Consider the following 23,993-nt stretch of genomic DNA (forward strand, 5'->3'; position numbering starts at 1 on the left):
TTTATAACGCTGCAAGAAATACCGGTTTCTTCCAGCCATTCCTGATCAGATACAAAAGAGGATGTATCACATTCTGATACATCCTCTCATCCATCTTATCTATTCTTCATCCTCGTCATCATCATCATCCAGATCGATCAGCATGGTTCTTGCCATCTCTATTTCTTCTTCTTTTGATGTTTCTTTCTTGATCGCATTTGCTCTTCGAACCTGCTTCTTGTTGATCTCACTTGACTTCATGATAAACTGGATCACGATTCCGATAAATGTAATCACAATCGAAATGATCCACATGAAAATCACATTTTTCAGACCTGCCAGATCATAGATCATCATTCCTGCTCCAAAACCGCCTGCTAATGCCGTCGCAATAATCACAAACGGTTCAAACCAGATCATCGCAAGGATTGCGAAAATCAGTCCGACTGCTCCGCAGACTGCCAGCATGATCCAGTTTCCCGCATTTGTAATCGCAAGTACTGTGCCAGCCATTCCCAGAAAGCATACCCAGAAAGCTCCGAATTTCTTAAATACACTGTTCAGTATTGCAAAAACCAAACCCGCAACACCGGCTGCGATCAGTACCGGAACAACTTCCAGTCCCATAAGATATGTCACGGCAAATCCAAGCAATGCCCCTGCAACAAATCCAATCACTGCATTCCAGACACGGATCAGCTTCAAACCTAAAATTCCAATGAAAACCGATATAACAATTGATACCGCCGAAACAATCACGGCTTCTTTTCCTGCTATAAATACCGCACTGTTTCCCATGATATCCTTCAATACTATACCTATTGATTCCATCCTAATCTCTCCTCCTGTCGTACTTTCCTGTTGTTAAGTCAGACGCTTATTTTGATGAAGAGTCTGAAGATGTATCTGTATCTTCGGTCGTGCTCTTAACCGTTACGCCCTGATCAGCAAAACTGATCGTATTCCATACTTTTTTATGTACTTTAATATCCGTTTTCTTTTTCCATTTCTTACAAATTGACTGATACTGGTCACTCTTTCTCTGTGATACAATGGACTCTTTCTTGGTATCCGTTGCATCACGGTCAAGAAGGCTGACTACTTTTGCAACATAATAGCCATTGTCTGCTTCGATCACGTCTGTTACTTCACCTTCTTTTAACTTATCAGCAGCTTTGATCAGATCTTCGTTTGGCGATGTCGTATCCGAGTCAAATGTCAGATCGGTGACTGATGCACCTACTGCTGTTGCAAATACAGAAAAATCTTCTGCCGAAGCCGCATCTTTCTGGAAATCTTCTGCTTTCTTTTTCACTTCTGCTTTTTCGTCATCTGACATATCTGTCGAATTTCCATCACTGCCCTTTGTCTTTGTAGAGAACAGCACATACTGCATTTTCTTCTGTGCTGCTTCCTCATCGGATACATTCGTATCTACATCCGCAGTCATGGCAGTTTCCATCTTCTTCTGAAGTGTCAGAAGTTCCAGTACTTTCTTTACCGTCTTTTCATCGCCCGATACTGCATCTTTTGCAGCACTGTCATTGCTGTCAGTAAATTTCTTCGCAGCATCCTCGATGCTTTTTTCCTCATCATCACTTAGCGAAACTTTATAATCATCCTTGTGCTCATCCAGAATATACATTTCTTCCAGAGAATCCATGATTGAATCCTTATAATTCTCTTCGTAAGTCTTTCCGTCTGTAACTTCTTTTCCCCAAAAATCATCTCCCAGATAACTGCTATATGTTGTTTCAAACTGCGCCTGCTGATATCTTGCAAAAAAGTTCGCCACATCTGCAGTCACTTTCTCATCTCCGACTTCTACCACTGTATCCTGTCCGTTAAACTTGCTTCCACATCCGTTTAAAGATGCAATGCAGGCAACTGCCAGTATACAGGCAACCACTCTTTTTTTCATTTATAAAATTTCCTCCTTGATCTTCTCTCCATTGTACACACTTCTTCACTATGCACTCGTATAGTATATCTTTTTTTTACCTTACTGGCAATCTTTTTCATAAAAAATACACATTATTCTTCAACAAGTCCCTGTATATCTTCGACAATTTTTCCTGCATTTTCAAGAATCTGCTCTGCTTTTTCTTTTTTATTTTTCCGAAGTTTACAATAAATAAAATATGGATTTTCTGCATCTGTCTTAAATGTCAGTTCTCCCTTATATTTTGCCAACAGTTCCGGAATCTTTGCTACATTTACCCTTGCCTTCTCATACATGGTAAATTTGTATTCATCGCCTTTTTGCTCTACCGAAATTACATAAGCCGCATGTGCTTTCGCCTTCAGCTGCGCGATCATCAGAAGCTGCTGCACCTTACGTGGTGGATCGCCGAAACGGTCAATCAGTTCTTCTAGCATATCTTCCTGTTCTTCTTCTGTCTCAATTGCTGCGATCCGTTTATAGATATCCAGCTTCTGATACTCATTCGGAATATAAGATGCCGGAATATAAGCATCAATATTCAGATCCACGGTTGTCGCATAGGTTTCTTCCGGGATCTCTCCCTTCAGGTGACGGACTGCCTCACTTAACATCTTACAGTAAAGATCGTATCCCACTGCATCCATATGTCCATGCTGTTCCTCCCCAAGCAGGTTTCCTGCCCCACGGATTTCCAGATCCCGCATGGCGATTTTTACACCAGAGCCAAGATCTGTAAACTCACGAATTGCCGAAAGACGTTTTTCTGCAACCTCCCGGAGCATTTTGTCTCTTCTGTACAAAAGAAATGCATATGCCATACGGTTCGATCTTCCAACTCTTCCACGTAGCTGATAAAGCTGGGAGAGTCCCATCCGATCTGCATCATGGATGATCATGGTATTGGCATTGGAAATGTCAAGACCGGTCTCGATGATCGTCGTCGATACCAGAACATCAATTTCTCCATTGATGAAATCGTACATAATATCTTCTAACTTGTGTTCCCGCATCTGCCCGTGTGCATATGCCACATTTGCATCCGGCACAAGTTTCTGGATCTTCGCTGCCATTTCAGCTATATCCTGGACACGGTTATAGACATAGTACACCTGTCCCTGGCGGGAAATTTCTCTTTCGATTGCCTCCCGGACCATCTCATCATTCTCCTCCATCACATAGGTCTGGATCGGCATCCGGTCAATTGGTGCTTCTTCCAGCACACTCATGTCACGGATTCCGATCAGACTCATATGAAGCGTTCGGGGAATCGGTGTTGCCGTAAGTGTCAGAACATCAATATTTTCCTTCAGCTTTTTGATCTTTTCTTTATGCTGTACTCCAAAACGCTGTTCCTCATCAATGATCAGAAGTCCCAGATCTTTAAATGCCACATCCTTACTCAATACCCGGTGGGTTCCGATGATGATATCAACCTGTCCCTTTTTCAAATCTTCGATCGTTTTTTTCTGTTGTGCAGGTGTGCGGAAACGGCATAACAGATCCACCCTTACCGGAAATTCTTTCATCCGTTGCACAAAAGTGTTGTAATGCTGCTGTGCAAGAATCGTAGTAGGGACCAGATAGACAACCTGCTTGTTCTCCTGCACTGCCTTGAATGCTGCCCGGATTGCAATCTCTGTCTTTCCAAATCCCACATCCCCACAGATCAGACGGTCCATGATCTTTGGACTTTCCATATCCCGTTTTGTTGCCTCGATTGCAAGCTGTTGATCCTCCGTTTCCTCAAACGGAAACATTTCTTCAAATTCTTTCTGCCAGACCGTGTCCTTTTCATAGACAAATCCTTCTTTGGACTGCCGTACTGCATAGAGTTCCACCAGATCTTTGGCGATCTGCCAGACTGCTGTCTTTACCTTGCTCTTCGTGCGATGCCATTCCTGTCCTCCAAGTTTGTTAAGTTTCGGCTTTTTAGCATCTGCACTGGCATACTTCTGGATCTGGTCAAGCTGTGTGGCAAGAATATAAAGATTTCCACCATCAGCATACGAAATCTTCATATAATCCTTTGTCACCTTATCAACTTCTATCTTTTCAATTCCCCGGTAGATTCCAAGTCCATGATTCTCATGCACTACATAGTCTCCCGGTTTCAGATCCGAAAAGCTGCTTATTTTCTGTCCATCATAACTTTTTCGTTTCTTTTTCTTCTTTGTCTTTCCAAAAATATCTGACTCAGATATGACAATAAATTTAATCATCGGATACTCGTATCCGACTTCTATATGCCCGTAGCATACCATGATCTCCCCTGGATTCACTTCACGTTCCTGATCCTCACTGTAAAAACTGCTCAGATCATAATCACGTAGATCCTCTGCCAGACGTTTTGCCCTTGTTCTGGACCCAGAAATCAGAACCGCCCGGTATCCGTTCCTTTTCAGTCTTTTGAGATCCTGTGTCAGCATCTCAAAGCTGCTGTTATACGGGTTAACGCTTTTTGCCTGGATCCCAAACCGCTTTTTCACAAAAAATGGCTTACATTTCATTTCCAGAGCACACATCCCGATCATACAGAATTTATTCAGAAATTTTATAATTTCATCAGTCGTAAAAAATTCCGGAGCTTCTTCCATTTCCCCGGTCCTTTCCATTTCTTCTGCACGGTTCTCTCTCGCTTTTTCCACTTCATTTTCTGCCAGACGCCCTTTTTCCAGAAGCCTTGCTGGTTCATCCAGGAACACCAGTGTGTCCTTCGGATCAAAGTAGTTGATAAAAGAAACTTTCCGGTCACTTCCCAGTCTGTCATCTGCCGGATAAATAACGATCTGTTCCAGATTCTCTACAGATCTCTGGCTGTCCACGTCAAAAGTCCGTATTGAATCCACTTCATCTCCCCAGAATTCAATACGGATCGGCAATTCCTCGGTAAGTGGGTAAATATCAATGATTCCACCACGAACTGCAAACTGCCCCGGACCATCCACCTGAGCTTCCCTGTCATATCCAAGTTTTATGATCTTCTCCTTCAGCGATTCAAATTCCAGCGCCTCCCCATTGGAAATGGTCAGAATGTCCCCTTTTATTTCTGCTTCCGATGGCAGTTCATCCATGAATCCGTCAATCGTTGTAATGACCGTAACCTGACTTTTTGCCTCCATCATCATCTGCAAGGTTTCCATCCGCTGTTTGACCAGCTGTTTTCCGTGGATATCTGCCTGATAAAAAAGGAGATCCTTTGCTGGATAATAGCTGGTATTTTCATTTAAAAAACGATATTCTTCGTATATTTTTTTTGCTTTATCTTCACTGGAAAGAACGATCAATGTATGCCCATAATCTTTTCCAAGCGCATACATCAAATGCGTTTTCTGTGATGTCACACACCCGGAAAGAAGCAGCATGCCCGGTTCCCGTCCACGCTCTTCACAGATTTCTTCAATCTCTGCCAGTTCAGATAAAGGAGCCGTAAGTGCATGCATCGCTTTTTGCCTCCTCTTATTCTTTCTTTTTCTGGTTATATTCGTTCATTGCCTGATCGATTGCTCCCTGCATGATCAGAGCAGAAGCTTCACAGGCAAGATCATATCCTTCTTCCATAAGTACACGGTCCTCTTTGGAAAATTTTCCAAGAACATAATCAGCAAGATCATATCCTTTCGGTTTTTCTCCCACACCTACCTTGATCCGTGGAAATACACTACTTCCTAAATTGGCAATGATATTTTTGATTCCGTTATGTCCACCGGCACTTCCTTTTCTGCGGATCCTGAGTTGTCCGACTTCCAGACTGATATCATCATAAATTACAAGAAGTTCTTCTTCCGGATCGATCTTGTAATATTCCACTATACTACGGATACTCTCTCCACTCAGGTTCATATAAGTCTGCGGCTTCACAAGAAGCACTTTCTGTCCCTCGATCACTCCTTTTCCGATGAGGGCACGGTGTTTTTTAGTATCGACTGCTATCTGGTATTTCTCCGCCAGGCGGTCCACCACATCAAATCCAACATTATGTCTTGTCCCCTGATACTTTTCATCCGGGTTTCCAAGTCCTGCAATTATAAACATTCTATTCACCTCTGCTTTTTCTCTTTCCTGATTCTACTAAATCCTTTCTCTTTTGTCACGCATTTCTCATGCATAAACTATTTTTTCTTTTCATATAGTTTATTAAGCGGCATAACCTGCCGAAATTCCATACTGCCTAAGGAGGTCCTTTATGAATTCCAAAACAAAAATCATCGTACTTCACATGAAAGAAATTATCTATACTGTTATTTTTGCCACTTTAGGTATTCTCATCCTCTGCCTTTTATTCTTTATGTTCTCCGGAGACCGGCATTCCTCTGTATCCGACAAAAAATATACTCCCGGCGTTTATACCTCTTCTTTTACACTCGGAAATGAAGATCTGGAACTGGAAGTTTCTGTCTCTGACACCTCTATCAATTCCATCCGCATTTCCAATCTAAGTGAGACGGTAACTGCCATGTATCCTCTTCTTCAGCCATCTCTTGAGAATCTGGCTGACCAGATCTGTAAATCCCAGTCCCTTGATCATCTTACACTTTCAAGTGACAGTCCCTATACTTCTCAGCTTCTTCTCAACACCATCCGTGATGCGCTCAAAAAAGCTGCGGCAACCAACTGATGCCGCAGCTCTTTTCCTTTTATTAACCTTCCACGATCAGATACTGTCCGTTCGGAAGTGCGAATACTTCTGAAGCCTCTTCCAGCTCTTCATCACTCATACCACTGATGTCCGCTCCGCTTTCATCCAGATAATCTCTCACATCCTTGATAGAATCTACAACAACCGCCATACAGTCTTCCAAAAACGCTTCTGCCTCTTCCAGTGTCTCTGCAACCGGCTCATCAAAAAGCTGTGACTGCATATTCAGGAATGTCTGCAGACATTCTTCATCATACTCATACATACAGGCAACCCTCCCTTATCTTTCTCACAGAAAAATTTTCTCATCTGAACTATAAATAGTTAAGCAATTCTTCAGCATGTGCAATTGTTGCATCTGCTCCTGTCTCCACAAGAAGTTCTTTGGTCCGGAATCCCCATTCTGCTCCGACTGTAAACATACCGGCAGCCTTCCCTGTCTTCATATCTACATCCGAGTCTCCTATGTATATTCCTTCTTCCGGCGATACCCCTAATTTATCAAGTATCCACAGAAGTCCTTCCGGATCCGGTTTCTTCGGAAATTCACCCGACTGCCCCTGAATATGGTCAAAATATCCTTTTCCAAATGTACTTTCCACTACATCGATCGCCTGCAAATGTGGTTTGTTGGAAAATACTGCAATCTTTATTCCCTTCTTCTTCAGTGAATCTAACATCTGAACAACACCATCATAAGGACGTACATGGTACATACAATTTTCTCCAAAGATTCTGCTGTACACTTCCATACCTTCTTCAATCCTCTTAAGCTCTGTGTCTCCGGACGCACGAAGTGCACGTTCCATAAGGCATCTGGCTCCATCCCCAACGAAGCTTCGGCACTGGTCTTTGGTAATCGTCTCAAGTCCCATTTCTTCTAACGTCTTATTCGTTGAATAAGTCAGCGAATCCAGCGTATTTGTCAAAGTTCCATCCAAGTCAAAAATACACGCTTTATACATTGCTATTCTCCTGTTCTTCTGTTCTATGATTATAATAGTATGAACCTTGACAAATTTCAACTGGAAATCTCTATTTTTCTATTCACTTCGCAGATATTGTCGCATAGCCCTGAGTGCATTCTTTTCCAGGCGGCTTACCTGTGCCTGTGAGATTCCGATTTCTTCTGCTACCTCCATCTGCGTTTTTCCTTCAAAAAAACGAAGTCTGATAATATGCCTCTCCCTTTTTCCGAGTCGGTCCATTGCCGCCTGAAGAGACAGCTTCTCCACCCATCTGTCTTCTTTGTTCCTTTTGTCACTGATCTGGTCCATCACATACATAGCATCTCCATTGTCATTATATACCGGCTCATTTAAGCTGACCGGCATCTGGATCGCATCCAGCGCATAGATGATCTCTTCCTTTGCGATCCCGATTTCCTCTGCAATTTCCTGAACAGTAGGTTCTTTCTGGTTTACTTTGACATAATTTTCTTTCGCGTAAATGGCTTTATATGCCGTATCACGAAGTGACCTGCTAACACGGATCGAATTATTGTCCCGGATGAACCGCCGGATTTCTCCAATGATCATCGGTACCGCATAAGTTGAAAATTTTACTTCCAGCTCCGGATTGAAATTATTGATTGCCTTGATCAGTCCGATGCACCCGATCTGAAACAGATCATCCGGATTTTCACTGCTTCCCGAAAAGCGTTTGATCACACTGAGTACCAGACGCAGATTTCCTTTGATATACTGTTCTTTTGCCTCCTCATCCCCCGCTTTGATCTTCTCAAAAAGCACCTCTTTTTCCCTGTCGCTAAGCAGGGGAAGCTTTGCTGTATTTACACCACAGATTTCTACTTTATTAAGTACCATCTCAATAAACCTCCAAATCTTTACTGGTATAAATTTTTCTCAAAACTGTTTTTATTTATTCGATTCCCACTAAAATATTAAAAATATCGCTCCTTGACTTTTCCCATACTCTTCTGAAAGAATATACATCTTAGTAATATTGTCTGATTTTCTATCATTTTTCTTTAAATTATAGTATAATATACTAAAATAATTTTTACGCAAAGGGGTTGAGTATATGAAACTTACTTTTATCGGTGCCGCCCATGAAGTAACTGGAAGCTGCCATTATCTTGAAGCATGTGGAAAACATATTCTAATAGACTGTGGACTGGAACAGGGACCTGATCTGTATGAGAATCAGGAAATCCCGATCAATCCTTCCATGATCGACTATATCCTCTTAACACATGCACACATTGACCATTCCGGCAAGATTCCTCTGCTTGTAAAAAATGGTTTTAAAGGAGAAATCATCTGTACATTCGCCACCTCTGATCTGTGCAGCATTATGCTCCGTGACAGTGCACATATCCAGGAATCCGAAGCAGAATGGCGGAACCGGAAGGCACTTCGTTCCGGTGCTCCGCTTTACGAACCACTTTATACTGTACAGGACGCCATGAATGCAGTCGCACTTCTTGCGCCGATCGATTATAACCAGACGATCCAGCTCTGTGAAGGAATCGAACTTCGCTTCACAGATGTCGGTCATCTGCTTGGTTCTTCCTGCATTGAAGTCTGGATCACAGAAGACGATGTAAGCAAAAAAATCGTATTTTCCGGAGATGTCGGAAATATTGACCAGCCGATCATCAAAGATCCGCAGCATGTGGATACAGCCGATTATCTTGTCATCGAATCCACCTACGGAAACCGGGTCCATTCTACTGTAAAACCGGATTATATTAAGGAGCTTACCAGAGTCTTGCGCGAAACCTTTGCCAAAGGTGGAAATGTAGTCATTCCATCTTTCGCAGTAGGAAGAACCCAGGAGCTTTTATACTTTATCCGTGAGATCAAAGAAAATAATCTTCTGCCGGAATATCAGAATTTTGAGGTTTATGTAGACAGTCCTCTGGCGATTGAAGCAACCAACGTTTTCCAGAAAAATGTACAGTCCTGCTTTGATGAGGATGCAATGGCTCTGATAAGTAAAGGAATCAACCCTCTTCTTTTCCAGGGACTGAAAACTACGATCACCAGTGAAGAATCTAAAATGATCAACTTCAATGACAAACCAAAAGTAATCATCTCTGCTTCCGGAATGTGTGAAGCCGGCCGTATCCGCCATCATCTGAAACACAACCTCTGGAGAAAAGAATGCACGATCCTCTTCGTAGGCTATCAGGCAGTTGGCACTCTTGGCCGCAAGCTTGTCGAAAGCAAACCGGAATCAGTCCGGCTCTTTGGCGAAAATGTAGAGGTTAATGCCCGTATTGAAGTCCTTGCAGGGATCAGCGGACATGCCGATATGAATGGTCTTCTGAACTGGATTGATGGATTCAAAGAGAAACCATCCCACATCTTTGTTGTACATGGAGAGGATTCGGTTACAGATTCTTTCGCTGCTACCATCACAGACCGTTTCGGCATTCCGGCATTTGCACCATACTCCGGAGGCTGTGTTGATCTCGCAACCGATACCATCCTTTCTGAAGGTATCAGGCTTCCGAAAAAAGCAGTTGAAAAGCCGGCCAAAGCACGTGCTCTTACTGCATTCAACCGCGTGGTTGCGGCAGCCAAACACCTCATGGATGTTGTGCTTAAAAATGAAGGTCTTGCAAACAAAGATCTTGCAAAATTCGAGTCACAGATCCAGAATCTTGCCGACAAATGGGATCGTGACGACAGATAAATACCGATCTTATCTTTCCAGAGACCGGCTTCCGACAAGGAACGCCGGTCTTTTCCTGTCTTTTTCGACAATTCTTTAAAAAAATCCAGCATTTCAGCATGTCGAATAAAATTATTCTGTTTTTCCCATCTTCTGACAAAATCTGAAACACATCTTTTCTATAATAAAGCATGCTTAAGTACCAAATCTATTTAGCAGCTAAAGAGAAAGAAGGATAAGACTATGCAGTATGAAGTATATCTGGATGTATTGTTTCTGGAAAATATGATGATGGATTTTCTGATTCTTCTGGCAGTAAAAAAAGTATTTCCATGTTCTGCCACTTATGGAAGTCTTCTTGCCGGTTCCTTTACCGGTTCACTACTGACCTGTGCCATTTTATTTTTTCCATGCCCGGTATGGACCCGCTATATCCTGCTGTTTTTCCTGGTAAATTCCTGTATGACAGTGATCGGATTGAAAATCCGGACATTTCCCGTTTTTTTCAAAGCATGGATTCTGCTCTATCTTGCAAGCTTTCTTCTTGGAGGTATCATGAGTTGGCTCCGTCTTTATTTTGGAAAATTTTTCCGGATCATATCTTTTCTTTTCACCCTTGGCATCTGTGGTTTTTTTCTTTTATATCATGGACTTTTGTTTCTAAAGAAACTATGGAAATCACAAGATCATAGTTTTGATGTGATTTTAACTGTAAATGGAAAAGATTTTCATCTGAAAGCCTTTCTGGACAGTGGTAATCATCTTTCTGATCCACTGACCGGAAAGCCGGTTCATATTATCAGCAAAGACGCCTGTCAGAAGATTTCTTCCCAAATCTCACCTGGAAGACTCCGGTACATCCCGTACCGGACTATACAGAAGACGACCAGTATTCTTCCTGTTTTTTCTGTCAAGAAGATGAGAATAACAGGAGAATCTGAATTTTTGATCCAATCTCCACTGATCGGTATTTCCGAACAGAAGAATTTTGGAAACGGAAAATATGAAATGCTATTGCATCCTGAAGATTGTTAGGAGGATTATAATGATGATAAAAGTTGCTGTTTCAGATTGTTTTAAATTGAAAATGATTCCCTCTTTCCGCAGTGTTTTCTTCCCGGAAAAGCAGGAAATCCATTACATAGGAGGGACAGATATCCTGCCGCTCCCACTTAGCAGTGAAGAAGAAGGTCATGCCATTTCCCTTCTCGGAGGCGGGCAGGATGAAGAAGGAAAAAAGCTTCTTATTGAACATAACCTGCGTCTGGTTGTATATATAGCGAAAAAATTTGACAATACCGGTGTAGGCGTAGAAGACCTGATCTCCATCGGCACGATTGGACTGATCAAAGCAATCAATACCTTCAATCCAGAGAAAAATATCAAACTTGCCACCTATGCCTCCCGTTGTATTGAAAATGAGATCCTCATGTATCTGCGCCGGAATAACAAGACCAAACTGGAGGTCTCCATCGATGAACCGCTCAATGTTGACTGGGATGGAAATGAGCTTCTTCTCTCCGATATTCTTGGAACTGAAGAAGATACCATTTATCGTGATATGGAAACCGAAGCAGAACACAAACTTCTTGGGAAAGCCATCGGACGGCTTTCAAACAGGGAACGGGTAATCGTGCAGATGCGATTCGGACTCGGAACCCCCGACGGGGAAGAAAAAACACAGAAAGAAGTGGCCGATCTTCTTGGGATCTCCCAGTCTTACATATCAAGACTTGAAAAGAAAATTATGCAGAGACTGCGACGCGAAATGGTACGCTATGAACAGTAAATTATGAAAAACAGGGAAACAGTAATTTCTTACTGCTTCCCTGTTATTTCATTCTTATTTCTTGAAGAAATCCGGAATCTTGATAGACTGCTCTTTCACCTTGCTCTGTGGAGTTCTTGCACTCTGAAGCGGTGGTACCTGTGTAGTCTGCTGCTGTACCGGTCTGCCTCCGTATACCGGTCTTTCTACATTGCTGTATTCTCCCGGATTAAACTGTGGACGTGAAATATTGCTTGCTCCCATTCCAGATCCACCGTTCATCATAGCTGCTTTATGTTCCAGTCTTGACTGAAGCTTGCTCTGTGTTCCACCTACATTGTGAAGACCTGTTGCGATAACTGTGATAGTTGCTTCATCTGACTTGGAATCATCATACATTGCACCGAAGATGATGTTTGCATCTTCACCTGCAAGATCCTGTACATATTCTGCTGCATCACTCGCATCCATAAGTGTGATGTCACCTGAAATGTTGATGATAACGTGAGATGCACCTGCGATGGTTGTCTCAAGCAGAGGGCTGGCAACTGCCTGCTTAACTGCTTCAAGAGCCTTGTCATCACCTTTGCCCTGTCCGATACCAATATGAGCAATTCCTTTATCTGTCATAACTGTCTGTACATCGGCAAAGTCAAGGTTGATCAGTGAAGGTACATTGATCAGGTCTGTGATACCCTGGATACCCTGCTGAAGAACTTCATCAGCTTTCTTAAGTGCTTCCGGCATAGTTGTTCTTCTGTCTACAATTTCAAGAAGCTTATCATTCGGAATAACGATAAGTGTATCTACATTTTCTTTTAATTTTTCGATTCCGGCAAGAGCGTTGTTCATTCTTGTCTTGGATTCGAATTTGAAAGGCTTGGTTACAACGCCAACAGTAAGTGCTCCCTGCTCTTTGGCAATACGCGCAACAACAGGAGTTGCTCCTGTTCCTGTTCCGCCACCCATACCACAGGTAACAAATACCATATCAGCTCCCTTGAGTGCTGACTGGATCTCTTCGGCACTTTCCTCAGCTGCTTTTTCACCGATCTCCGGTTTAGCCCCTGCACCAAGACCCTTTGTAAGCTTGTCTCCGATCTGCATAAGAGTCGGAGCTTTACATAACTGAAGAGCCTGTTTATCTGTATTGATTGCGATAAATTCAACACCTGCAATCTGTTCATCGATCATGCGGTTGACTGCATTGTTTCCGCCGCCACCTACACCGACTACAATTATTTTAGCTGCTGCTTCTGATTCATTTGTTTTAATTTCTAACAAGAGTTTCTCCTCCTTCGTCACCTTATTATATTATACACCCTAAATGTCAATATGCGCTTAGTTATACATAAGACTATAATATATTTTTTTCCGAAAAATATCAATAGAATTTTGTATATTTTCCTATTTTTTTATTCACTTGACACAGATTATGTTCCAAGGTCCGGAATCACATCTTTTTCGAAGGTAATTGTAATATTATCTGTGTTAAAATTTTCCAGATACAGGGTTCCTCCCTGATCTCCCAGCTTCTCAAGGATCGGCGATATCTGCATGATCCGTTCTTCCAGATTCGTGTGCCCGACATTGACACATTTGTTTCCAAAAAAAAGATACAGATCTGAACCGGAACAAACAATCTTATCCGGCGCGAGATCACATTTTTTCAGTGTCATCGTCATATCCAGAAGGTTCCCAAATGCTTTTTTGTTCGCCTTGCTGACCGGAAGTGCTTTGTAAAGCTGTACTTTCTTTACTTCCAGCCCTTCAATGCACGGGATTCCATCCCACAGCTCCTTTGTCTTTGCAAGTACGATACCATCCTTGTCAAAATAAATACATTCATCACCTGACACGATATAACCGGCCACACGCTTCTCTTTGATCGTCACCTTCACAGTCCACGGATTCTTCATCGTCACATTTGCCTCTTCCATTGCCGGAAGCAGCTCGTGATTCATCAGGTGGTTCCTGATCATCACATACAGAGAATTGGAAGACCAATTATCATCCTGCACCCAGTCTGCAATCTCCTGTCTGCTAAGATACTGATTTCCTGATACTTCGATTTTCCGCACTTGAAAGAGTAAAAGAAACGTAATCATAGCTATGCAAACCAAAATAATGACCAGAATGGCTTTCATGGCAGTCTGCTTTATGATTCTCTTTTTCCTTTCTTTCTGTATCATCCCATCAGGCATCTTCCTCCTTCCGTCATTTGTATATCTCCTGTTTAGTCTACCACTTGTGACACACTTAGCACAAGTCCCATTTCAATTAAAAGAAACATCACCGATGTTCCTCCATAACTGATAAAAGGAAGTGTAATCCCCGTATTCGGAATTGTGTTCGTCACAACTGCAATATTTAAAATAACCTGAATCATCATATGTGCCATCGCTCCGGTCGCGATCAGCGCACCAAAAAGATCCCTGCTTCCGGATGCGATCAGGAAAAAGCGCCAGATCAGAAGCAGAAACAGAAAAACGATAATCCCAGCACCTGCGAGTCCAAGCTCTTCACAAATAATTGAAAAGATCATATCATTCTGTGCCTCAGGTACAAATCCCAGCTTCTGCACACTGTTTCCGATCCCGACTCCGAATACTCCTCCAGATCCAATCGCGTAAAGCCCCTGCAGAGTCTGATAACCCTTTTCATATTTTTCCGGATTTCTCCAGATAGCAAGCCGTTCCAGCCGATAGCTTTCAAGGGCAAGAAAAATCCCCATAAAGCAGGCGCCTGCGATTCCCATCAAGGCAAATTGCGCATACTTCGGGCTTGCCACAAAGATCAGGATCACACCGATTCCCAGAATAATGATCGCCGTGCTTAAATTACTCGCTCCCACAAGTCCCACGATTGGAAGGATCCAGAACATGATCCTGCAAAGTGTCCACATTTTTCCGATTGTTTTTACGTTCTTCGTCACAAGATCCGCCAGAAAAAGAATCAGTGCAACTTTCGCAAATTCTGATGGCTGAAAAGAAAACGGGCCCAAAGCTAACCATCTTTTGGACCCGTTAATTTCTCTGCCAAACAACATGACCGCAACCGAAAGTGCAACTGCTGCCAGATAACCAAATACTGCCAGTCTCTGCCAGATGTGGTAATCCATCCCTGCCACGAACAGCATCAGTACAATTCCAAGCACCGTCGCAAACGCCTGCTTTTTCAGATAGTAAAAGGAATCATGAAATTTCACCTGCCCGTTATATGCACTGGTACTGTATAAGATCACCAGTCCGATCACAACCAGGAGAACAACAATCAACAGAAGCGTGTAATCCATACGCCCCTTTTTCCCTTTTTCCTCCACTTTGTTTCACGCCCTTTGATACAGATTATATGAAATTATTTTATTTCTTTTATAATGCATTCACGTATTTTTTGAATTCTTCCCCACGCACTTCATAGTTCGGGAACATTCCCCAGCTTGCACATGCCGGTGACAGCAGAACTGCATCTCCGGGTCTTGCAAGCTCCACACAGGTATCGAGTGCTTCTTCGAAAGTATCTTTTAAAATACAGTCATGAAATCCGCACTCTGCTGCTTCTTTCTGAATCTGCTCTTTTGTAGCACCGATCAGTACCAGATAGCGGACTTTTCCATCAAAGCTCTGGATCCATTCATGGAAATCGGACTGTTTATCATATCCACCACCGATCAGGATCGTCGGGCGGTTCATTGCCTGGATTCCCTTGATCGCCGCATCCGGATTCGTTCCTTTAGAGTCATTGTAATAGACAACCCCGTTCTTCTCTGCCACATATTCAATACGATGCTCAACCCCCTTAAATGCAAGTACAGACTTACGGATCACATCCAGATCTACACCGTAAGCTGCTGCCATTGCAACCGCTGCCATAACATTCTCATAATTGTGGACGCCAAGGATCTGTAATTCGCCGGTCTTGCAGATGACCGTTCCTTCTTTCTCCTTATCCGGTTTGTATACAATGTCTTCTCCGTCAAGATAAATGCCCTGTTCCAGTTTATGCTTACTGCTGAAAAATAGAACACTTGCCTGAAATTCATCTGCCATCTTTCTTGTCTCTTCATCTTCATAATTGAGAACACAGATATCTTCTGGTGTCTGATTCTTCGCAATATTCATCTTTGCACGAATATATGCTTCCATCGTATGATGGCGGTTCAGATGATCCGGTGTGATATTAAGAACTGCACTTACCTTTGGATGGAAGGTATGAATACTCTCCAGCTGGAAGCTTGAAAGCTCTGCCACGATCACAGAATCTTCTCTGGTATCTGCTGCGGCATTCGTATATGGTGTACCGATATTTCCCACAACAAAAACGCTGTCACGGGCATTTTTCATAATCTCGCCTAAAAGAGAGGTTGTTGTCGTTTTCCCATTGGTTCCGGTAATTCCAAGCACATCTCCTTTTCCGCATACATAGGCAAGCTCAATCTCGCCCCAGACAGGAATTCCTTTTTCTTTCATAGCCAGAACAACCGGCAGATCAGTCGGCACCCCCGGACTCATTACAACCAGATCAAGACTTTCCATCTCCTCTTCCGGAAAAGCTCCGAGAATAACGTGAACTTTGCTTCCCTCACCAAGCTGTGCTTTCATTGCCTCGGCATCTTTTTTATCATTTCCATCATACAGAATTACCTCTGCCCCTTCTTTTTCTAGTAATCCGCAGGATCCAATCCCACTGATCCCCGCACCGAATACCAACACTTTCTTTCCTTGTAAATCCATTTTTGTAAGCCTCCTATAATGCCAGCAGTGCAACCAGGCACAGAATTGCAGTTACAATTGAAAAAACTGCAACCACCCGTGTCTCGCTCCATCCACACAGCTCAAAATGATGGTGGATCGGCGCCATTTTAAAGAAACGCTTTCCGCCTGTTTTCTTAAAATATGTTACCTGGATCATAACTGATAAAACTTCTACCAGATAGATCAATCCTACGATGATAATGAATAATGGCATCTGGAGCATGTATGCTGTCGAAGCAACAAATCCCCCAAGAGCCAGTGATCCGGTGTCGCCCATAAATACGCTTGCCGGATAAACGTTGAATAATAAGAATCCCAGCAGCGCACCTACCACTGCACAGGTAATCGGTTCGATCCCACTCTTTGTTCCGATCGCAACAACTGTAAAGAAGGTTGCCACAAGAACTGTTACACTGGATGCAAGCCCGTCCAGTCCATCTGTAAAATTCACACCATTGACGGTACCGATCACTGCAATAAAAAGTACCGGAATGGCAAACCAGCCGATGTTCAGATATTTCCCACCTGAAAACGGTATCAGCATGGTAAGCGGTATCTTTGCCACTTTCACGATGTAAAATGCAAAAATCGCTGTAATCACGATCTGGAGTGCCATCTTCTGCATCGGCATCAGTCCATCTGATCTGTGAAGAACAACTTTCAGATAATCATCCAGGAACCCGACCAGTCCGAATCCAATCGTTACAAAAAGTACCGGAATCACCTTCGGATACTCTCTTACATAGATCAGCGAAGTGACCGCAATCGCAAACAAGATCATCACGCCTCCCATCGTCGGCGTTCCGGCTTTTTTAAGATGCGACTTCACCCCGTCTTCTCTCTCTGTCTGATCCATCTTGAGTCTTCTTAAAACAGGAATTACCACCGGTCCTGCTGCCACACTGAGAACAAACGCGATCAGCACCGGTATGACCATTGTAAAATCCATAATACACCTCTGTCTTTCTTTTGTTTTCAAAATCAGCCCTTACCTTAAAGGCACAGATTCTACGCTTTAGTATAATGTATCTGCCCTGTTTTTTCAACTGCTTCACGGGTTTTCTTCCCGTTCGATTCCAAGATAGGGAAGAATATTGTCGAAAATATCGCGCACAACCGGAGCTGCTATCGTCCCGCCATAATAGATACCCTGTGGGTTGTAAATAATTGCCATTGCTGCTACCTGTGGATCATCTGCAGGTGCAAATCCGATAAAAGATCCTATATAACGGTTCGCACTTCTTGGCAGCGTCTGGCTGGTCGCTGTCTTTCCTCCGATCCGGTATCCTTCGATCTGTGCTTTTTTTCCTCCTCCCTCGGACACAACCGTTTCCAGTATCTTTCTCATCTTTTCTGACGTTTCTTTAGAAAGAATCCGTTTTCTTTTTCCATAAGAAATCGTTTCTTCTTTCTCTCCACTTTCCGCATCATAAACGGCGATGCCAAAATGAGGAGTGATCCTTTTTCCCCCATTCACCAGAGAACATACTGTTGTTGCCATCTGCATCGGTGTCACCTGAAAAGACTGTCCAAACGACATTGTTGCCAGCTCTACTTGCCCTACATTTTCCTTCTTGTGCATAATCGTTGCAGCCTCTCCCGGAAGATCTACACCTGTCTTCCCCATCAATCCGAATTTTTCAAAATATCTATAAAAATTCTCTGTTCCAAGCCGCATCCCTACTTCAATAAAAACCGGATTACAGGAATTCTGCACCCCCTGTACAAACGTCTCGGATCCATGTCCAGTCGTCCTCGCACACCGGATCCGGCGGTCTTCCACAAGCTTGTATCCAGGACAGTAAAAAGTATCTTCTTCTTTGACCACTCCCTCTTCCAACGCCGCCGAAGCAGTAAATACCTTAAAGATCGATCCTGGTTCATAAGTATCATTGATACTCCTGTTCCGCCACATCTGATTCAGCATTGCCTGTTTTTCTTCATCATTCAAAGCGGCATCTGTTCCCTCCGGTAATGTAAACGGGGCATTCAGATCAAACTCTGGAGCATTGATGCAGGCATAGATTTCCCCTGTTTTTGGATTCAGGATCAAAATCACAACTGCATCTGCCTGTTTTTCTTCCATTACTTTTTCCGCAGCCTGCTGTGCATATTCCTGGATATTATAGTCCAGGCTTACCTGCAGAGTGTCTCCGGAAACCGGTTCTACTCTGTCTTCCAGCGTATCCGCAAGCTCAATCCCTCTGGCATCAGTTGTTGTCAGAATCATTCCGTTCACACCTTTCAGATAATTTTCATACTTTACTTCCAATCCAATGATTCCCTGATTGTCTCCCCCGGTAAATCCAAGAACCTTTGAAGCCAGATTGCCATACGGATAGTACCGTTTAAAATCCTCATCTACCTTCACCCCGTCCAGTTCATATGCACGGATCCGGTCCCCGGTCTCTTTCTCCACATTTGTCTTTATTTTTTCCCTGGAAGAAACTTTTTCGACTCTTTTACGAATCATTTCTTTCTCTATTCCCAACTCATCGGCAAGAACCCGGATCACTCTCTCCGGATCTGTTATCTGACTATGGATAACAGATATGGTGCACACCGCTTTATTGGTCGCAAGGATTTTTCCATTTCTGTCAATGATCTCTCCCCTTGCCGCCTTGATCTCCCTCTCCCTTTCGTGCAACGTTTTTGCTTTCTGCTGATAATACGCAGCATCAAATATCATCAGATACACCAGTCTTGCGATCAGAAAAAAAATCATCAGAAGCGCGCTTAAAAATACTACCAGCATTTTCTTTTTATTATAAGTCTTATTCCGCATAAAAACCCCGAAAAACAGATTCTTACTATTACTGTATTATCTGTCTTCCGGGGTTATACCCAAATTACTCAGCCGGAGCCTTTGTAATATTCAAATATGGAAATGCTTCTGCCATAATATCAGAAGCGAGCTGTGAAATCAGGCTGCTGGTCGCTGACTGATCCGGAGCATTCGGTTCATCGATGACTACATAAATCATAATTTCCGGATTCTCCTGTGGTGCATATCCGATAAAGGATACCACGTTCTTATTCTCTCCACGGGGCAGTTTTTCCGCTGTACCGGTCTTACCACCGATATCATAACCTTCTACCTGTGCATATCTACCACTACCGTTCTGAACAACACTGTACATATAACTTTTCAGTTTATCAGAAGTTTCTTTAGAAATTGTCTTCTTCTCCAACACCGGATCAATAGTCTGGATCACATTTCCGTTCTCATCCTGAATGGCTTTTACAAGATGCGGTTCATAATAATCGCCACCATTGATCAGAGAACAGAATCCTGTCGCAAGTTGAAGCATAGTTACGTTAAAATTCTGTCCGAAAGAGTTGGTTGCAAGATCCGTTTTGATCATTCCATCCGGTGACTGCAAAATACCAACCGCCTCACCCGGAAGATCAATTCCCGTATACTGACCGAATCCAAAAATACTCTGGTACTTACAGAATTCTTCCGGTCCGATTGCCAGACCAATCTGCATCAGGGCAACGTTACATGAATTTTCCATAACCTGTGTCAGATTCTGCTGCCCGTGTCCACCATTATCATAAGAGATACATTTAATCTCCCATTCATCGATCTGAAGGGAACCACCGCAGTAATAGGTCTCATCGCCTTTCAGTGCACCAATCTCCAGACCTGTTGCAACCGTAAATGGTTTGATCGTAGATCCCGGCTCAAAAGTATCACTCACGCAGAAGTTTCTCCAGAGTTCATTCAGAGCATCGATCTTATCGTCACTGCTCATTCCGGTTATTTCTTCCTCTGTATAATACTTGGATAGATCTCTCGGATTATTCAGATCATAGGTAGGTGAGGAAGCCATTGCCAGAACTTCTCCGGTATTCGGGTTCATCATGATCACAGCTCCGTTTTTAAATCCCATCCCCTCCTGCGCTTCATCTGTGTGCGCCTGGTTAAACTCTTCCAGATGCTTTTCCACGATAGACTGCAGGTTCGCATCAATCGTTGTTACGATCGTATTTCCATTTATCGGCTCTTTCACCGTGTTTTCAATTGCCGAGTCTTCATTCTGATAACCATATCTGCGTCCATCTGTTCCATTCAACGTTGAATTATAGGATGCTTCCAGTCCGCTTGCTCCCACATTCCCCGATACGCTGAATCCCAGGACATCGCAGGCAAGTGTATTATATGGATATTTTCTGACATAATCCTCTTCCAGCCAGACTCCTTTGATCTTGGAATTTTTCTTCTCTGCCGCTTCAAATGCCTTCGCATCATCGTAGGAAATTCCTTTTTTCAGAATATTGTACCGACTGTCCGGACTGTCCGCGATAATTGCATCCACTGCCGATGCCTTGATCTGAAAATAACTTTTCAGCGCTTTTTTCGTAGCTGCTATGTTCTCAGCTTTTTTTGTCTCGTCTGAAAGTAAGACCTTTGCATCCAGAATCACATTGTATACACGCTCACTTGTCGCAAGCTTTGTGCCGTTTGTATCTACAATATCTCCACGCTTGAACGGAATCGACTGACTCATATACTGCTGCTGATCCAGTACTGTCTTGGTATAATCTTCTCCTGACGAGGCATTGATATAGGTAATTCTTCCGACAAGAATAACAAAAGCCAGTAATATCGCTATAAAGAGCATTACCAGCTTTTTCTGCATTCCAATCGTGAATTTATGCCTCAGAACGGAAGGCTTTCTTTTTCTTCTTTTTGACATGTTATTCACCTTTGTTCATAAACCTATTTATCTGTTGTCTGTCCAAGCACTCCGCTTTTCGGAATACTTTCGTACTGTTTTACATAATCATTAACCGGGTTCTGATATTCAATAATCTGATCCGAAGTCGCATATCCCATACCCAGATCATTGATTGCACGGTCTCTTACTTCTTCCAGATTCACAGAATCCATTACTACGTTATATCTAGTTGTATTCTCTTCTTTTGCATCTGCCAGTTCCTGCTGCAGCTCGGTAATATGCTCTGTCCGGCTTGTAAGCTCTGCACGTACCTGCAGATACCATACACAGACTACAAGTGCTGCCACTGCCGCAATTGAAAGAAACATCACATATGCAGGATTCATCCGCATTGCTTTTCTTCGATTTTTCAAAATCTGTCTGTCCAGTTTTTTCTTTTTATGTTCTTTTCTTGGTTCCTCTTGTCGCTGTGGCATGACTTCTGCCTGGCGAACTGTATTTCCGTATATGTACATTCCTCGGCTTGTTACTGTACGTCTGTCTGCCTGTATTCTATGACTGTATTTTGCCATACAGCACCACCCTTTCAAATTCTATACGCGCTCAAAGATACGCAGCTTCGCACTCTTAGAACGACTGTTCACTTCCATCTCTTCTTCACTTGGAAGAATCGGTTTTTTCGTAATGACTTTTCCTTTGGAAACTTTTCCACACACACATACCGGGAAAGTACTCGGACACGTGCATGGATTCTCATTCTTTTTAAAAATTCCTTTGACAATTCTATCCTCCAGGGAATGGAACGTGATGATGCATATCCTTCCTCCCGGATTTAAAATATCAATCATATCGTCAAGTGAATCCCTGAGCACCTCCAGTTCCCGGTTACATTCAATCCGGATTGCCTGAAAGGTTCTTTTTGCCGGATGCCCCGACATCTTCTGAAACTTCATCGGTATAGACTGTCTGATAATCTCTGCCAGCTGCCCGGTTGTTTCAATAGGACCTTTCTCTCTTGCCATAACAATATGTTTTGCTATATTCTTCGCAAATTTGTCCTCACCATAGTCGCGAATAATCCGAAAAAGGTCCATCTCACTGTAGCCATTGACAATCTCCTTTGCAGATAAAGTCTGGCGTGTGTCCATCCTCATATCCAAAGGCGCATCTACACGATAGGAAAAACCACGATCTGCCGTATCTAACTGATAAGATGATACGCCCAGATCGAGTACGATTCCATCGACCTTGTCAATCCCTTTTTCATGGAGCCTCGACTTCATATCACAATAATTGCTCCTGATTATTGTAACTCTCTCCCCGAAGTCGCTTAATCGGGTGCCTGCCGCTTCAATCGCCGCTGCATCCTGGTCTATTCCTATAAAACTCCCCTTGTTGTTTAAACGCCGACATACTTCGTATGCATGTCCGCCTCCTCCAAGTGTGCCATCAACATAAATACCGTCCGGCTTGATGTTCAGTCCTTCGATTGTCTCATCCAGTAATACTGATTTATGCTTAAATGCCATGGTGTCCTCCTAATTAAAAGATCTATTTAGATGCTAAGTCCCAAATCTTCCATGTCACTTGCAATGTCCTCGATATTTTCCTCAACATCAGCTGTACGCGCTTCCCACGCCTCTTTACTCCAGATCTCGACCTTGTCCAGCACACCTGCTAGAACAACCTCTTTTTCAAGATCTGCATAAGCGCGAAGAGAAGAAGATATCAAAACTCTCCCTTGTTTGTCAAGTTCTCCTTCCGTAGCACTTCCAAGAAAGAAACGCTTAAAGTCTCTGGCTTTTTTGTTTGTAAGCGGTAAGGTTCTAAGCTTCTCTTCAAAGGCTTTCCATTCGTTGTCCGGATACAGAAATAAGCAGCCGTCCATCCCTTTCGTAATTACGAAATGTTCTCCCAGACTCTCTCGTAATTTGGAAGGAATAATCAGCCTGCCTTTTGAATCAATACTATGATTAAATTCTCCAGTCAACATAGGATCACCTTCTTTCAAAGTGGTCTGCCACTTTCCATGCCACTTTGCTCCACTTCGCTCCACTTTCTACCACTTGTATCCATTGTACCCCACTTTTCCGCCCTTTTCAAGCACTTTTTCGAATTTATCCATTCTGAAAAAAGTCCGATAAATCATATTTTTTCCCATTTTTCATTCATTTTGTGGTGAAAAGTGGAGCGTTTTATACTCCATTCCCCACACAGTGCATAAAAAAAGTGGAGAAACCGTTCCACAATGGAACCATCTCTCCACTTTCTTCTTTTCATCTACTCAGCAGTGTTAAGTGACTGGACATAATCACTTACAGCAGAATAATCAACTTCTGCTACTGCTCTTGGCTGCTTTGATTCATACATATCATAAGCGGACCATCCAATCCAGACAACGATTGCAAGTGCAATCAGCCCAAGGATCGTATAATCAAAAGCTTTTCGCAAGTTTTTCTTTTTTTCTTCACGCTTTCTGTTCGCTTTTGCCTGTTTATAATAATCTACTTTTTTCTGACTCATATCTGCAAGTCTCCTTTGCAATCATCTAACCAGTATATTTTATCACACTTTTACGATTGAT

At 42.9% G+C, this 23,993-nt stretch carries 22 protein-coding genes; 4 read left to right on the plus strand and 18 right to left on the minus strand.

Going from position 1 to position 23,993, the window contains the following annotated elements; all coding sequences use genetic code 11:
- Positions 1–99: 99 nt before the first annotated feature.
- From PGW42_RS02800 to pth, 4 genes are all read right to left on the minus strand, one after another.
- On the minus strand, positions 100–810 hold the full coding sequence (locus PGW42_RS02800; RefSeq protein WP_008371870.1) for a transmembrane protein: 711 nt from the start codon (positions 808–810) through the stop codon (positions 100–102).
- Between the two features lie 46 nt (positions 811–856).
- Complete coding sequence (locus tag PGW42_RS02805) at positions 857–1,900, minus strand: peptidylprolyl isomerase (protein ID WP_270202831.1); 1,044 nt, start codon at positions 1,898–1,900, stop codon at positions 857–859.
- A 113-nt stretch (positions 1,901–2,013) separates the two neighbouring features.
- The gene (mfd, locus tag PGW42_RS02810; protein ID WP_270202832.1) at positions 2,014–5,364 is read right to left on the minus strand and encodes a transcription-repair coupling factor; all 3,351 of its coding nucleotides are present in this window, start codon (positions 5,362–5,364) and stop codon (positions 2,014–2,016) included.
- A gap of 16 nt (positions 5,365–5,380) precedes the next feature.
- Positions 5,381–5,956, minus strand: coding sequence for an aminoacyl-tRNA hydrolase (gene pth / locus PGW42_RS02815; RefSeq protein WP_117555720.1), 576 nt, complete (start codon positions 5,954–5,956; stop codon positions 5,381–5,383).
- A 151-nt stretch (positions 5,957–6,107) separates the two neighbouring features.
- On the opposite strand from pth, the gene PGW42_RS02820 reads away from it, so the two are divergent.
- Positions 6,108–6,539 carry an FMN-binding protein gene (locus tag PGW42_RS02820; protein WP_055246492.1) on the plus strand — a complete coding sequence of 144 codons (432 nt, stop codon included), beginning with the start codon at positions 6,108–6,110 and terminating at the stop codon, positions 6,537–6,539.
- Positions 6,540–6,561: 22 nt separating this feature from the next.
- Here PGW42_RS02820 and PGW42_RS02825 read toward each other — a convergent pair whose 3' ends face one another.
- From PGW42_RS02825 to sigG, 3 genes are all read right to left on the minus strand, one after another.
- The gene (locus PGW42_RS02825) at positions 6,562–6,825 is read right to left on the minus strand and encodes a hypothetical protein (protein WP_008371877.1); all 264 of its coding nucleotides are present in this window, start codon (positions 6,823–6,825) and stop codon (positions 6,562–6,564) included.
- A 49-nt stretch (positions 6,826–6,874) separates the two neighbouring features.
- The gene (locus tag PGW42_RS02830) at positions 6,875–7,525 is read right to left on the minus strand and encodes an HAD family hydrolase (protein WP_117555718.1); all 651 of its coding nucleotides are present in this window, start codon (positions 7,523–7,525) and stop codon (positions 6,875–6,877) included.
- A 78-nt stretch (positions 7,526–7,603) separates the two neighbouring features.
- Positions 7,604–8,386 (minus strand): RNA polymerase sporulation sigma factor SigG, encoded by a 783-nt coding sequence (gene sigG / locus PGW42_RS02835; protein ID WP_117822829.1) that lies wholly within the window; start codon positions 8,384–8,386, stop codon positions 7,604–7,606.
- Between the two features lie 217 nt (positions 8,387–8,603).
- Here sigG and PGW42_RS02840 point away from each other — a divergent pair, with 217 nt between their 5' ends.
- The 3 genes from PGW42_RS02840 to sigE all read left to right on the plus strand — a co-directional run bounded on the left by PGW42_RS02840 (position 8,604) and on the right by sigE (position 11,991).
- Positions 8,604–10,223 (plus strand): MBL fold metallo-hydrolase RNA specificity domain-containing protein, encoded by a 1,620-nt coding sequence (locus PGW42_RS02840; RefSeq protein ID WP_270202833.1) that lies wholly within the window; start codon positions 8,604–8,606, stop codon positions 10,221–10,223.
- A 222-nt stretch (positions 10,224–10,445) separates the two neighbouring features.
- Positions 10,446–11,237, plus strand: a complete 792-nt coding sequence (locus PGW42_RS02845) for a sigma-E processing peptidase SpoIIGA (RefSeq protein WP_008371882.1) — start codon at positions 10,446–10,448, stop codon at positions 11,235–11,237.
- A 10-nt stretch (positions 11,238–11,247) separates the two neighbouring features.
- Positions 11,248–11,991 (plus strand): RNA polymerase sporulation sigma factor SigE, encoded by a 744-nt coding sequence (sigE, locus tag PGW42_RS02850; protein WP_008371883.1) that lies wholly within the window; start codon positions 11,248–11,250, stop codon positions 11,989–11,991.
- Between the two features lie 54 nt (positions 11,992–12,045).
- On the opposite strand, the gene ftsZ is transcribed toward sigE, so the two are convergent.
- The 11 genes from ftsZ to PGW42_RS02905 all read right to left on the minus strand — a co-directional run bounded on the left by ftsZ (position 12,046) and on the right by PGW42_RS02905 (position 23,932).
- Complete coding sequence (ftsZ, locus tag PGW42_RS02855; RefSeq protein ID WP_022220760.1) at positions 12,046–13,254, minus strand: cell division protein FtsZ; 1,209 nt, start codon at positions 13,252–13,254, stop codon at positions 12,046–12,048.
- 149 nt (positions 13,255–13,403) lie between these two features.
- Positions 13,404–14,162, minus strand: a complete 759-nt coding sequence (locus PGW42_RS02860; protein WP_173686717.1) for a cell division protein FtsQ/DivIB — start codon at positions 14,160–14,162, stop codon at positions 13,404–13,406.
- A gap of 44 nt (positions 14,163–14,206) precedes the next feature.
- Positions 14,207–15,292: an FtsW/RodA/SpoVE family cell cycle protein gene (locus PGW42_RS02865; protein ID WP_008371889.1), complete on the minus strand. Its 1,086-nt coding sequence runs from the start codon at positions 15,290–15,292 to the stop codon at positions 14,207–14,209.
- A 49-nt stretch (positions 15,293–15,341) separates the two neighbouring features.
- The gene (gene murD, locus PGW42_RS02870) at positions 15,342–16,703 is read right to left on the minus strand and encodes a UDP-N-acetylmuramoyl-L-alanine--D-glutamate ligase (protein WP_270202834.1); all 1,362 of its coding nucleotides are present in this window, start codon (positions 16,701–16,703) and stop codon (positions 15,342–15,344) included.
- A 13-nt stretch (positions 16,704–16,716) separates the two neighbouring features.
- Positions 16,717–17,673: a phospho-N-acetylmuramoyl-pentapeptide-transferase gene (gene mraY / locus PGW42_RS02875; protein ID WP_055157373.1), complete on the minus strand. Its 957-nt coding sequence runs from the start codon at positions 17,671–17,673 to the stop codon at positions 16,717–16,719.
- Positions 17,674–17,775: 102 nt separating this feature from the next.
- Positions 17,776–19,509, minus strand: coding sequence for a peptidoglycan D,D-transpeptidase FtsI family protein (locus PGW42_RS02880; protein ID WP_270202835.1), 1,734 nt, complete (start codon positions 19,507–19,509; stop codon positions 17,776–17,778).
- 64 nt (positions 19,510–19,573) lie between these two features.
- Positions 19,574–21,427, minus strand: coding sequence for a peptidoglycan D,D-transpeptidase FtsI family protein (locus PGW42_RS02885; RefSeq protein WP_270202836.1), 1,854 nt, complete (start codon positions 21,425–21,427; stop codon positions 19,574–19,576).
- Between the two features lie 23 nt (positions 21,428–21,450).
- Entirely contained in the window at positions 21,451–21,981 is a 531-nt protein-coding gene (locus PGW42_RS02890; protein ID WP_008371901.1) for a hypothetical protein, read from the minus strand.
- 21 nt (positions 21,982–22,002) lie between these two features.
- Entirely contained in the window at positions 22,003–22,938 is a 936-nt protein-coding gene (gene rsmH, locus PGW42_RS02895) for a 16S rRNA (cytosine(1402)-N(4))-methyltransferase RsmH (RefSeq protein WP_008371903.1), read from the minus strand.
- Between the two features lie 26 nt (positions 22,939–22,964).
- Positions 22,965–23,402, minus strand: coding sequence for a division/cell wall cluster transcriptional repressor MraZ (mraZ, locus tag PGW42_RS02900; RefSeq protein ID WP_022220764.1), 438 nt, complete (start codon positions 23,400–23,402; stop codon positions 22,965–22,967).
- A gap of 287 nt (positions 23,403–23,689) precedes the next feature.
- Positions 23,690–23,932, minus strand: a complete 243-nt coding sequence (locus tag PGW42_RS02905) for a hypothetical protein (RefSeq protein WP_008371907.1) — start codon at positions 23,930–23,932, stop codon at positions 23,690–23,692.
- Between the last annotated feature and the right edge of the window lie 61 nt (positions 23,933–23,993).

This window comes from Coprococcus sp. TM115-187 (assembly GCF_027679115.1).
Lineage (GTDB): Bacteria > Bacillota > Clostridia > Lachnospirales > Lachnospiraceae > Allocoprococcus > Allocoprococcus comes.